We start from the raw sequence: 12,197 nt of genomic DNA, 5'->3' as shown, positions 1-12,197 counted from the left end.
CAGTATTATGTTTTCCAGGGACTTACCTAGAATTGTCGGTTATCATAACTATAGCTGAAACTTGTGCAAACTCACAGGTTACAATCAATCGTACCGCTTATCAGAAAATAGGAATAATCAATGAATATCCATGAATATCAGGCTAAACAGCTCTTTCTGGAATACGGGATACCGGTTCCTGACGGCAAGCCTACATCGGCATCCGAAAATGCGGCAGAAATTGCCAAACTGCTCGGTGGCGAAAGTTGGGTAGTCAAAGCGCAGGTTCATGCCGGGGGCAGGGGCAAAGTTGGCGGGGTTAAGTTGACCAAAAACAGTGCAGAAACTGTGAGCCTCAGCAAAGCCATGTTAGGTACTCGATTAGTTACCCAGCAGACTGATGCGGCGGGTCTGCCAGTCAATCAAGTGCTAATCGAAAAAACGTATCCCATTGAACGCGAGCTATATTTAAGCTTGCTAGTGGATAGGACTAGCGAGCGGATGGTTTTTATCGCCTCGGCAGCGGGCGGTATGGATATCGAAACCGTCGCCCATGAAACGCCCGAACAAATACAGTCGGTAAAAATTAACCCGATAACTGGCTTGCAAGGCTATCAATGCCGTTTGGTTGCTTATTCATTGGGACTAAAAGGTCAGCAACATAAAGCGTTAGAAAAAATCATGCAAGGCATGGTTGGTTTAATGTTAGAAAAAGATGCCAGCCAGATTGAGATTAATCCCCTTATCGTCACCGATAAAGGCGAATTGATGGCGCTCGATGCCAAAATCAACTTCGATGATAATGCCTTGGCGTTACATCCAGACATAATGGCATTCAAAGACCCCTCGCAAGAAGATGACAGGGAAAACATCGCCCAACAATTTGGCCTTAACTACATCACTTTGGAAGGCAATATCGGCTGCATGGTGAACGGTGCAGGGCTGGCGATGGCTACGATGGATCTCGTCAAGCTCAAAGGCGGCAAACCCGCCAACTTCCTTGATGTTGGCGGCGGCACTAATGTGGAAAAAGTCTGCGAAGCTTTCAAGCTTATCCTGTCAGACCATAACGTTAAAGCTGTATTGGTGAATATTTTCGGCGGCATCGTCAAATGCGACGTAATCGCACAAGGCATCTTGGCGGCAATACAAGAAGTCCATGTCACAATCCCCGTCGTTGTCCGTCTGGAAGGAACCAATGTTGAGGAAGGCAGGGTGTTATTAAGCAACACCGGACTTAATCTTTATGCAGCGGACGATTTGGCCCACGCCGCCGAACAGGTGGTTGCTTTGGCAGGAGAATCAGCATGAGCATACTGGTCAATAAAGATACTAAAGTTATCTGCCAAGGCTTTACCGGCAAACAAGGCACATTCCACTCCCAAGGCGCACTCGAATACGGTACAAAACTGGTTGGTGGCGTTACCCCAGAGCGTGGCGGAGAAAATCACTTGGGCTTGCCCGTGTTCAATACCGTACACGATGCAGTAGCCGCGACTGGCGCAACAGCCAGCATGATCTACGTGCCGCCCTTTTACGCAGCAGATGCCATCCTGGAAGCGGTCGATGCAGGGATAAAGCTCATCGTCTGCATTACTGAAGGCATCCCCATCCTGCAAATGCTCAGGGTAAAAGCGGCTATTGCCAGTTCCGATGCCTTATTGATCGGCCCCAACTGCCCGGGCATCATTACGCCTGGGGAATGCAAAATCGGTATCATGCCAGGCAAAATCCATCTTCCTGGCTCGATTGGCATCGTCTCGCGTTCCGGCACATTAACCTATGAATCCGTCCACCAGACCACCCGCGAAGGCTTGGGGCAAAGCACCTGCGTCGGTATCGGCGGCGATCCCATACGTGGCATGAATTTTATCGATGTCTTATCTCGCTTTCAGGAAGACTTCCAAACCAAAGGCATTGTCATGGTCGGTGAAATCGGCGGCAGTGATGAAGAAGCGGCTGCTGAGTACATCAAAGCCCATGTTACAAAACCTGTTGTTGCTTACATCGCAGGTCAAACCGCGCCCCCTGGCAAGCGTATGGGTCATGCCGGAGCGATTGTAACGGGCGGCAAAGGCACGGCCGAAGGCAAAGTGGCTGCACTTAGGTCGGCAGGGGTTGAAGTCGTGAATTCTCCCACTGATATTGGCACAGCGATGAAACTGTGCTTATGAAAAATAGCTTATCCAAGCCAAGAACCTTTACTTATTGACGTTTAACACCGAACACAGTATTTCGGATTCATAATAGTGAACAATTTAGCCTTCTCAATCAGAAAGAAAGTATAGGTTGCCTACTTCACTTAATCTTAACTAAATTCGGATGTAGATTGACCTCAAGTGCAATTCATTTTTCAACTAACACCGCTGCGCTGAAAGGGCTAGCTGCTATAGTTCAAGGTTTTTTTCAATCAATAGATACTCTTAGCAGCGCATGATCTATGTTGAAATATCCTGCCTCTCAAACTTACTGATTGAATAGTTGGACGCAAAGCACAAAGCTATCATGACCGAAAACCAGTGCCCTTCGGCGTGGTCAAGCAATGGGCTATTGAATAGGCTGGTAATGATTAGGGTCAGCAAAAGTCCCTGAGCCAACCACTTTTCCGCATCAGGCAGTTCTCTGGAACAGTAATACTGGCTGAAAAGAAATCCAAAATAGATAACAAAACCAAAAATACCGAACTGGACTGCTATCAATAGAAATTCATTATGTGGATTTGATGTTTTAATATCTAAATTGCCGCCACTTACACGCTGATATTCTTTTGCAAAGCTGCCGGTGCCATGACCCAGCCAAGGTTTCTCAGATACAAGTTTCAGGGAGTTTTCCCAGAAAGCGTATCTTACACTCACGTCAGTCGGCTTTTTTTCAGGAACGTGTTTTAAATAAGCTAGGGTTTGGGTCAAGCCACTATATATACGGGCTGATTTGTCGGAAAAATTAATATATAACGCCAACAAAGTAACTAACATCACCATAGCCAGCAACAAGCCTTTTTTACTCAACCGTTGCACGGCAAACAATAATACGAGCGCCATAAAGACCACCTGCCCAGTGCGCCCTTGAACGATAAAAAAGAGATTAAATATCCCAAATACTAAAAACAATGCGTACCCGCCAAGATATTGCTTGCTGTCGGCTATTTTGTGGGCGCAGAAAAATATAAAAAAAGCGATGAAAACGCTATGCGTAATACGGCTTTTGAGAGTGAAAGTCTTATGTCGGAACATCTCCATAATCCCGAAATCCATCAAATAAGATGTCGCTAGGGTAAGTACAGATCCAATAATGAACGCCTTCCAGGCCCAGGTACGATAGCGCTCATCGGTGAAAAAACAGGATAAAACTGGAATAAACAATAGTTCCCTATATTTCCTGAGCATGGAATACGCCTCAGAGCTAAGCGCATCCCCGTAACACAAACCCACGATGAAACACAGATACAAAAGCAATGCCCATATTGCAACAGGGGAATCTTTAAGCACTTTAGGTAGCTTTTGGAATTGGGCGGTAAGCAGCCACAGTAACCCTATCAACACGGAAACAACGATTGCCAAAGCTGTTGACAGGTAAATTGAAATGATAAATAGCCCCATTACGTATGTACCGTAACCCAGCAAACGCTGCTGAACTAGCTTGGCTTTGTGCTGAACTGTATCGACGTTACGTAATATTTGTTGATCCAAATGATTATTCATTCAAAGAGTATTTCGTGAGGCTTTAATTTTTAAAGAAAAATTCAGATAATAACTACGATAGTTATTTTTTGTAGACAATTGCAGCAATCTTCCCATCCTGTGTCTCAGCCAAGATTGCTTTAACAAGAAGATTGCGGGTTATCGGTTAGTAAAAAATAAATGATTGCGCTTATAAGTTGAATCCAAGAAGACAAGAAGCCGAAAGCTTGGCGTGATTATTAGTTCTTAAACATTCGCAGCATTCAACCAAAGATCATGTTTGTTGCACATGCTAAGCGCGTAAAGCGCGCCACTATAATTGTCCAGAGTGAATGTTGATATGGCGGCCTTATCTTTGTCTGGATTAAACAGGTGTTCCTCAATGAATTTATAGTTTTGATCCAACAAAACATGTTTGACGATGTAGTGTTCGTAGCCTTTCATTTCGTGCGAGGTAACAACCCTGATGGTTATTTTGGTGCCTGCCTTCTCTATTCCGATACTGGGTAAATGCCCAGCAATCTTGTCTTTCCAACGCCCAGGAGACTCTTTAGTGTAATAGATGTCGCTTACAGTCGGCTGTTTTACAGCTTTTGCTAAAGCCAGTGTCGGTGTAATGAGGGTTGTACCTAAACCAACTGTACTTAATCTGATAAAATCACGACGTTCCATAGTATTTCCTCTTAGTTGATGATTCCATCCTGGTAAAAGAGATGGGTTATTGCCCTGTAGTTGTCTTTTATCCACGATTCTTGATGCCCTATTGCCACAAATTCTCATAGAATTGTTGCACGCCAAGAGGAGATAAGAACCACTGCATCCAATTCTAACCCAATTACCGTCATTGTTCAGTCTTTTAATCGTTCACAACCTGCTTCGTATGGGAGGCGATAAAGGATCATTCGGCTCGAAAATAAGCTAATAAAGCTTTTAAGTTATCGTTCGTATTGAGTTTGCCAAAGGACTTCCTGAAAATATTTTTTTCATTTGCTTTCGGCACCTTGGTAAGCATTTTTTCTGGATCTTGCCGATTTGACCCACGCTTGGACACTTTTCAATCCCGTCATAACCGGAACTGCCCCACCCATGGCAACTGCGTCCACTAGGCAGTACCAAGCAGCCACCCCGCTTGGTGGATTACCTTGAGACCAGCCAAGTACGGGGTCTATGGCTGCCCACTTCCAAGTGCCAACGGCTGTCCCGATAAGTTCAAGCCAGGTGGTTATAAAGAAAGCAGCAAGATACACCATGGGTGAGCGACCCTTGAAAAGGTAAGCTAAAAAAACACAAAACAGCAATGCACCCACTGCATCGCCCTGGTCTGGAATGCCACTAATTCCCCACAATGACCACACACCGCACACTGAAACCACGAAGGTGGCAATTTCCCTCGCATATCTCAAAAATAGCCCCGAACGCGCCAAAGCAACCGCCGTTAAGTAAACCATGCCATGTCCGGGTGGAACATAAGCGGGAACATTGCCAAACCGATAGGTATAACCACCCATATATGGAGACGCAAAATGTTCACCAATGGTGGCAAAAATAACTGCTATGCCTACCTGCACCCTAACTTCGATGGGTTCGCCCAACAGTAAGCCGAGCAGAAATACCCATCCGCAAACACCCAAAGCATTTTGTTTTTCTATCGCCGCGTGTGCGTCGCTCAACAAACAGATGGCTACACAAATAAAGGTGAACGCGGCGATCAAATAATCCCGCTTTTGATGGTTAAAGGAAACATTACAAGCTGGAAAATGGCGTAGCATACAGATCTCTATCTATTTCACACATCAGCAAATCTCATTAATATTTGAGATTCATACAAACAGCCATGCAATGGCTAAATATCGACAAAATTTGCCGAACATTATAATTAAAAACGCCGATAACAATGGCAACTTTAACCAGCCTCCGGCAAAACATAAGGCATCGCCAATCACAGGCAACCAGGAAAAAAACAGTGCCCATAGCCCTCTTGCTTTAACAACATCCAGTGCTTTTTGCTTGTCCGCTGATAAAAGCGCAGCCACCGGAAATTTCTTTGCCGCTAACATGCCTAAACCCCAAGTGGTCATGGCACCTAAAGTATTACCGACTGTTGCGGCTAGTAGCAGGCTTTCGATCCGATACCCCCCCGTCGATGCCATATAAGCTAAAACTGCTTCTGAGCCGCCGGGAGCAATGGTCGAAGAGATAAAAGCACTTAAAAATAACTCCCAAAGCCCCATGATTATTTATTGTTCATTAGTTATTCAAATAAAAACTTACCCAAAAAAAAGCCCCGCAACTTGTTGCGGGGCTTTTTGTGTCGCTTATGTTTATTTGTCCGGTAACGCTTTATTTTTAGATGAAGAAATGAGGTTAATTAGCCGCGAAATCAGCCCTTTTATAAATCCTATAAACACTCTCAACAAATCAAAACCATAGGCGGTAACCTCCGCAATGCTTTTGCCTTGGAATTTTCTACCCATTATGGCTGATATTATCAGTCCAATCGCTAGGCCAATCACGGTAGTGCCCGACACAAAAGAATCACTTTCAGTGGCTGCTGCTTTCCTGCTCGCTTTTTTAGTAGCCTCAGTTGCTGCTAATGCTACATTCGCGGCTTCAATGTCAGACTCGGTAACTTTTGCCGCAGCAAAAACTTCAGCTAGCCCAGCGTTGTAATTATCAGGAATGACGAGAGCTGTAACACCTGGAATACTGGGTAAATCGCCATCACCATCACCAACTTTTAGCTGCGCTTTCATGCCTTTTTCCATATGCTGAGCGATGTCGCAGTGGACTAGGTACGTCTTGTCACCAGGGGGCAGAATCAGGGTTCCAGATATCATTGCAGGCCCAGAAACTTCCAAGTGGAACATCCCTTGGGGGTAAAGATATTTTGGCAAACCGTGCATCATCCACTGATGACGGATTTTATCTTCATTGACGAAGTGGATCGTTAGCTTTGTGCAAGGTTTGAAGTTAAACTCTTGGGTATCAAAAGCGTACATCCTGCCAGGGAACTTTTCAGCATATTTATGCCCAGCATGGACTGTCACTTCCTTGGTTTCGGCAATACTGTCGCAACCGCCTGGCAGCTTATCGGTATTCTGACCCATAACCATGCCGCCGGACATTTCCATTAAATGACCATCACCATGATCCATGAGCATTTTGGTATGATCTTCTATATCTTCTGCCATCACCACTGATGCAGAAAACAAGATAGACCATAGTCCAACTGATAAGAACTTCACCATTTTTTTGTAACCCCTGCTACCCTCTGTTTGGTTTGGCTCAACCGAGTCGACGCACGTATTACGCACAATTTCGGTCAAACCAAACCTCAAATAAAATTATGCCTTTTCCTTCTTACCTATTATCTTGTCTACTTCTCTTCTGAACGTTGCGTTGTACAAGTAAAATACGTACGCACCTGCAAAGCCAATGAGTAGATATAAGATAACCATGCTTTTTGATGCTCCAGGGCCGCCGCCGGCTTTAAAGCTCATGTGGACATCTTTTCTTTCGCCTTGGTCTGGAACTAATGTGATGTGAATGAGATATTTACCTGCTTCTGGCACACCATTTGGCATTTTCAGCTCAACAGTGCCTTTTTTATGTTTGGCACCTTCCATAAAGAACACACGAGTGCCTTCTGGCTCTTTAGTCACCTCAAACTCAACGGTATCGTTTTTATATTTTTGGTCTTGGTAATCAAATACCAAAATAGTCGCCTCTTTTTCTCGAGGGAGACTGGCGCAAAACTCTTCCGCAGGAAAAGCGACAGGTTGATAAGCCGTGTAATGTATCCAATGGTCTGGTTCTAACTCAAATTTACATTGATCAGTATCTGTACCCTTCGCACCACCGTGCGCCCACACTGATGCGGAAAAAAGTGCTGCAAGCACCCCCAGGGAAATCTTTTTAAATAATTGTGACTTGTTCATAATGCCTCGCACCTTCCAGTCTTATTATAATGAATATGTTTTTTTAAAACATCGGCCTTGTCTGTAAATCTAAGTTTACATTGAACAAAATAACTGTGATTTTCTGTTCGTCAATAGCGACGTTGCACTCTAGCACATCAACCACTACAAATAAAGAACCCTAACCAAAGTATTAAGCTCCTACTTGATCTATATCAATCCTTGTCTCTGCCTTGCCATCGCGCCTCCCTTCTCGTAGACTTAACTTTGCAAAAATCAAATGGAGCTTCCAAAATATGTCATCCCTGACAACCTCAAAAGCCTGGGTCGCGTTACAAGAACACTATCAAGAAATCCAAAATCATTCCTTACGTGATGCTTTTGCACAAGAGCCGGATCGTTTTGATCAATTTTCACTGCATTTGAACGACATCTTATTTGATTATTCTAAAAATCGGATCACCAACCAGACCCTGCCTTTGTTGGTAGATCTCGCCGAGTATGCCGACCTTAAAACAACAATTCAGGCGATGTTTTCGGGCGCGCAGATCAACACGACTGAACACAGATCGGTACTGCATACGGCACTAAGGAATCGGAGCAACCGCCCCGTGTATGTAGATGGGCATGATGTAATGCCGGATATCAACAAGGTATTGACGAAAATGCGCTCATTTTGTCACCGTGTCCGTTTGGGTGAATGGAAAGGCTATACTGGCAAGACCATCACGGATATTGTCAACATCGGCATCGGCGGCTCTAGCCTTGGCCCCAAGATGGTTTCCGCAGCACTGGAGCCTTACAGCTTGCCGAGCCTCAACGTCCACTACGTTTCCAACATCGATGCGGCTGACCTTATCAGCACATTAAATGCCCTCTCCCCAGAGACCACCTTGTTTGTCATCGCCTCAAAATCTTTTGGCACGCAAGAAGCCATGGTCAACGCCAAATCTGCCCGAAAATGGTTTCTCGATTTGGTTAATAACGACAAGACCGCAATTGCTAAACATTTTGTCGCGATTTCTACCAATACCGAACTTGTACAAGATTTCGGCATCGACACGGACAATATGTTTGAATTGTGGGATTGGGTCGGTGGACGTTATTCGTTGTGGTCAGCGGTCGGCTTATCCATAGCCCTGCATGTCGGTATGAATAATTTTGAAGATTTGTTGCAAGGTGCTTTTGAGGCCGACGAGCATTTTCGCAACACACCTTTTGAGAAAAACATTCCTGTTATCATGGGTTTACTAGGCATTTGGTACAATAATTTTTTCGGCGCTCAATCTTACGCATTGTTGCCTTATGACTATTCTATGCGTTATTTTTCCGATTATCTGCAACAAGGCGATATGGAAAGTAACGGCAAAAGCGTTGACAATAATGGTAAAAGGCTCGATTACGATACTGGGCAAATTATCTGGGGCCAACAAGGCACCAACGGTCAACATGCTTTTTACCAACTGATACACCAAGGCACTAAGCTTATTCCTTGCGACTTTCTGGCGGCGGCGAACAGTTTTAATGATTTACCCGAGCACCACGAAATATTGTTTTCAAATTTCCTTGCCCAACCGGAAGCATTGATGCACGGCAAAACTGCCGAGGAAGTTATCCAAGAGTTGCCGCCGGAACAACGCACCGATTCCATATTGGTTGCGTCGAAAGTATTTGAAGGAAACAAGCCATCTAACTCTTTCTTATATAAACAATTAACACCTAAAACATTGGGTTCGTTGCTGGCATTTTATGAACACAAAATTTTCGTGCAAGGCATCATCTGGAACATCAATTCCTTCGACCAAATGGGCGTGGAACTTGGAAAAGTGCTTGCTAAAGTCATTCAGCCTGAACTTAGAAACGATGAAGTCATCAAAAGCCACGATTGCTCCACTAATGGTCTTATCAACGCTTACAAGAAATTACGGAAAACTTGACTCGACAACGCCAACTGATTATTGGAAGTGTAGTCTTTCTCATTTTCGCCAGCTTATTAGCAATTTTCCCGCAAAATAAGCTGGGGAGGATCAAGCGTTCGGGAACTTTACACGTACTAACCCGCGTTGATCCGACCACCTATTACCAAAGCCCTCAAGGTTTTTCTGGTCTTGAATATGATCTGGTCATGTTATTTGCCGAACACATCGGCGTTAAAGCCAAGTTTGAAGTCCCTAAAACCTTTAGCAACCTTTTAAATGATATAAGCGCTGGTCAAGCCGATATAGCCGCCGCTGGCCTTACCATTACTCCGCAGCGTAAACAAAAAATGCGTTTTGCGCTCGCTTATCTTGAAGTTACCGAGCAAGTCATCTACCGTTCCGATCATCGTAGGCCAAAAACGATCAATGAGTTGGATAAAGGCATCTTGGAGGTTTCCAAAGGCACCAGCCATATAAATAGCCTAAGTGTTTTAAAGAAAAAAAATCCCAAGCTCGACTGGACAGTCAACGACGAACTAGATACCAACGGCTTATTGTACTTGCTGCATGAAGGCTTGATCGACTACACCGTTGCCGATTCCAACCAGATTTTACTTATCCGCCGCTTTTATCCTGCCCTAAACATCGCTTTTGATGTCAGCAAGCCGCAGCAACTGGCTTGGGCATTGCCAATCTCAGAAGATACCAGCCTGTATGACGAAGTTGAGCGGTTTTTTAAGCGTATTACCGCCGATAAAACCCTCGCGCAGCTTATCGAAAAACATTACGGACATGCCAGCAGCCTAAACATCGTCGATAACTGCACTTTCAGGGAACACCGTAAAAGTAGGCTGCCACAATATCAACAATATTTTGACACCGCCGCCAAAGAGCATGAAATAGACTGGCGCTTACTGGCCGCCATCGGGTATCAGGAATCGCATTGGCTGGATAATGCCGTATCGCCGCCTGGCGTTGAAGGCATCATGATGCTTACCAACGACACCGCCAAACTGCTCAACATCAAAAATCGCCGAGACCCGGTGGAAAGCATTAAAGGAGGTGCGCGTTATTTCAAGCAACGCATACAAGTGATGTCCGAAGACATACCCGAACCTGACCGCACCTGGTTTGCCCTGGCATCTTACAATGTCGGCACTGGCCATCTTCACGATGCGCGGATAATCACGCAGAAACTGGGCGGCGATCCCAATAAATGGATGGACGTAAAAAAACGCCTACCGTTGCTTGCACAGCCCAAGTGGTACGAAAAAACCCAATACGGCCAAGCCCGTGGCGACGAACCTGTTCATTACGTCGAAAATATACGCGGTTACTACGATTTGTTGGTTTGGCTGACGGAAGAAAACCAGATTAAGAAAAGTGTGATGGAAACCGAAAAAATTTCTGAGGACAATCAAACGGCGGAAGTTATTCCAGCCCCCCTTTATTGAGGTCAAGTCTTTAAATAAATTGTTTATTAGCGTTTTGGTTATACTTACTATCCAAAAATATTTGGACGGAAAGCGTCGATTTGTTTTTTGTGTTGTAATTTAAGGTCAGGGATAGACCAAATATTCCAATAATTAGCATTGTTGGATTTTGGTGATTAATTGTGAATATCAGCGACTATCGAAATTGATACAATCATAGCAAGTAGCCTCGATTACGGATAACAAAATCGAGGAATATCGTAGTCCTCGATTCCGCAAGCTACATTGCCCATCGAATGATTTTTAACGCCCACGTTTTGTACAATTAGCCGCGATAACTTACTAATTTAGCTCGTCTATTCAAATAGACAATCTGTCAAATCAGGGGGCTTAATTTGGTGAGGATCGTGACTTTTGTTTGTTTCAATACCACATCCTTGGCAAGCCTCACTCCATTCATGGTAAATCTGGAAAGCCTTATTAAAATCGGCATTAAGGAAGCCTGTCGCTAAATTTGCGCAAAGATGATAAACATCGGAATAATGCCCTACCTGACCGGACGAGCAAAGATGAATCTTATCCGACAACAATCGCATTATCGCCAGCATTTGGTACTGTTGATAACCTTCGCCCTGATTCTCGACAATATCTTTGTCCTGTATCGCAAGCGTTTGTAAGGCAGTATATGCAAGACTAACCAGTCCGGCCAAAATATCCGCTATTCCTCCCGATTTAATGGCCTTGAAGGTTAGGCTACCTGCATCCATGAGCAACGCCTGGGATAAAATAATGTCCATGTCGGAAACGTGCAGGGTTTCTCCTTCTGACACCTTTTGATTGGGCCGCATGGTTTTTATCAATGCTAAATGATTGTGCATAAAATCTCCTGACTCATTTTCTTGCTTATTAGCAAGGAATACGCGGGATGGGATGAGGTTTGAAAACCCATCTTGAACGTTTTGACAATGTATTTATATTTAAACTGTAATAGAAACCCTGCGAACGAAGCAACATAACTCGTAAGGTTTCGGCGTAATCAGACTTAATTACTGATGTTACGCAGCTATCAGAGGAATCAACGGCTGTAGCGAATTGAAAAATTTGTAACTCATTGATTTTTGGTTGTAGGTGCGTAACATGAGTTAATCAATAACAAAGTTGTTTTATAGCACGAGACCTTTGCACAAACAGCAGAAACTCCGGCTGACTGGTCAAAAGCCGATTTTTTTGAATTGGCATTCACCTTAATGGGCGGTATTCGGCTGAAAT

General features: G+C 44.4%; 11 protein-coding genes. 4 read left to right on the top strand and 7 right to left on the bottom strand.

Features of this window, described 5'->3' with window-relative positions; translation table 11 throughout:
• Positions 1 to 120 precede the first annotated feature (120 nt).
• The gene (sucC, locus tag ABL924_RS09585) at positions 121 to 1,290 is read left to right on the top strand and encodes an ADP-forming succinate--CoA ligase subunit beta (RefSeq protein ID WP_349026871.1); all 1,170 of its coding nucleotides are present in this window, start codon (positions 121 to 123) and stop codon (positions 1,288 to 1,290) included.
• Positions 1,287 to 2,153 (top strand): succinate--CoA ligase subunit alpha, encoded by an 867-nt coding sequence (gene sucD / locus ABL924_RS09580; protein WP_349026870.1) that lies wholly within the window; start codon positions 1,287 to 1,289, stop codon positions 2,151 to 2,153. Before sucC ends, sucD begins: the two co-directional genes overlap by 4 nt.
• 264 nt (positions 2,154 to 2,417) lie before the next feature.
• Here the strand turns inward: sucD and ABL924_RS09575 are convergent, their stop codons facing one another.
• The 6 genes from ABL924_RS09575 to ABL924_RS09550 all read right to left on the bottom strand — a co-directional run bounded on the left by ABL924_RS09575 (position 2,418) and on the right by ABL924_RS09550 (position 7,597).
• Positions 2,418 to 3,680, bottom strand: coding sequence for an O-antigen ligase family protein (locus ABL924_RS09575; protein ID WP_349026869.1), 1,263 nt, complete (start codon positions 3,678 to 3,680; stop codon positions 2,418 to 2,420).
• A gap of 225 nt (positions 3,681 to 3,905) precedes the next feature.
• Positions 3,906 to 4,331, bottom strand: coding sequence for a desulfoferrodoxin family protein (locus ABL924_RS09570; RefSeq protein ID WP_349026868.1), 426 nt, complete (start codon positions 4,329 to 4,331; stop codon positions 3,906 to 3,908).
• Positions 4,332 to 4,642: 311 nt separating this feature from the next.
• Positions 4,643 to 5,428 carry a hypothetical protein gene (locus ABL924_RS09565; protein ID WP_349026867.1) on the bottom strand — a complete coding sequence of 262 codons (786 nt, stop codon included), beginning with the start codon at positions 5,426 to 5,428 and terminating at the stop codon, positions 4,643 to 4,645.
• A 51-nt stretch (positions 5,429 to 5,479) separates the two neighbouring features.
• Positions 5,480 to 5,890 carry a DedA family protein gene (locus ABL924_RS09560; RefSeq protein WP_349026866.1) on the bottom strand — a complete coding sequence of 137 codons (411 nt, stop codon included), beginning with the start codon at positions 5,888 to 5,890 and terminating at the stop codon, positions 5,480 to 5,482.
• A 90-nt stretch (positions 5,891 to 5,980) separates the two neighbouring features.
• Positions 5,981 to 6,907: a copper oxidase gene (locus ABL924_RS09555; protein WP_349026865.1), complete on the bottom strand. Its 927-nt coding sequence runs from the start codon at positions 6,905 to 6,907 to the stop codon at positions 5,981 to 5,983.
• 96 nt (positions 6,908 to 7,003) lie between these two features.
• Complete coding sequence (locus ABL924_RS09550; RefSeq protein ID WP_349026864.1) at positions 7,004 to 7,597, bottom strand: hypothetical protein; 594 nt, start codon at positions 7,595 to 7,597, stop codon at positions 7,004 to 7,006.
• Positions 7,598 to 7,872: 275 nt separating this feature from the next.
• Between ABL924_RS09550 and pgi the strand changes: the two genes are divergently transcribed.
• Complete coding sequence (gene pgi, locus ABL924_RS09545) at positions 7,873 to 9,513, top strand: glucose-6-phosphate isomerase (RefSeq protein WP_349026863.1); 1,641 nt, start codon at positions 7,873 to 7,875, stop codon at positions 9,511 to 9,513.
• The gene (gene mltF, locus ABL924_RS09540) at positions 9,510 to 10,949 is read left to right on the top strand and encodes a membrane-bound lytic murein transglycosylase MltF (RefSeq protein WP_349026862.1); all 1,440 of its coding nucleotides are present in this window, start codon (positions 9,510 to 9,512) and stop codon (positions 10,947 to 10,949) included. Before pgi ends, mltF begins: the two co-directional genes overlap by 4 nt.
• Positions 10,950 to 11,284: 335 nt before the next feature.
• On the opposite strand, the gene ABL924_RS09535 is transcribed toward mltF, so the two are convergent.
• Positions 11,285 to 11,806, bottom strand: coding sequence for a hypothetical protein (locus ABL924_RS09535; protein WP_349026861.1), 522 nt, complete (start codon positions 11,804 to 11,806; stop codon positions 11,285 to 11,287).
• Positions 11,807 to 12,197 lie beyond the last annotated feature (391 nt).

Origin of the sequence: Methyloglobulus sp., from assembly GCF_040079455.1 — a bacterium.
In the GTDB taxonomy this organism is placed as follows: domain Bacteria; phylum Pseudomonadota; class Gammaproteobacteria; order Methylococcales; family Methylomonadaceae; genus Methyloglobulus.
The sequence above is the reverse complement of the archived record's forward strand: the minus strand, read 5'-3'. Positions and strand labels throughout refer to the sequence as shown.

What these genes read in the sequence shown, in the direction of transcription:
- ABL924_RS09555 (WP_349026865.1), bottom strand. Translation starts at nt 6,907, where the DNA reads ATGGTGAAGTTCTTATCAGTTGGACTATGGTCTATCTTGTTTTCTGCA.
- ABL924_RS09570 (WP_349026868.1), bottom strand. Translation starts at nt 4,331, where the DNA reads ATGGAACGTCGTGATTTTATCAGATTAAGTACAGTTGGTTTAGGTACA.
- ABL924_RS09535 (WP_349026861.1), bottom strand. Translation starts at nt 11,806, where the DNA reads ATGCACAATCATTTAGCATTGATAAAAACCATGCGGCCCAATCAAAAG.
- ABL924_RS09560 (WP_349026866.1), bottom strand. Translation starts at nt 5,890, where the DNA reads ATGGGGCTTTGGGAGTTATTTTTAAGTGCTTTTATCTCTTCGACCATT.
- ABL924_RS09550 (WP_349026864.1), bottom strand. Translation starts at nt 7,597, where the DNA reads ATGAACAAGTCACAATTATTTAAAAAGATTTCCCTGGGGGTGCTTGCA.
- pgi (WP_349026863.1), top strand. Translation starts at nt 7,873, where the DNA reads ATGTCATCCCTGACAACCTCAAAAGCCTGGGTCGCGTTACAAGAACAC.
- ABL924_RS09565 (WP_349026867.1), bottom strand. Translation starts at nt 5,428, where the DNA reads ATGCTACGCCATTTTCCAGCTTGTAATGTTTCCTTTAACCATCAAAAG.
- ABL924_RS09575 (WP_349026869.1), bottom strand. Translation starts at nt 3,680, where the DNA reads ATGAATAATCATTTGGATCAACAAATATTACGTAACGTCGATACAGTT.
- sucC (WP_349026871.1), top strand. Translation starts at nt 121, where the DNA reads ATGAATATCCATGAATATCAGGCTAAACAGCTCTTTCTGGAATACGGG.
- sucD (WP_349026870.1), top strand. Translation starts at nt 1,287, where the DNA reads ATGAGCATACTGGTCAATAAAGATACTAAAGTTATCTGCCAAGGCTTT.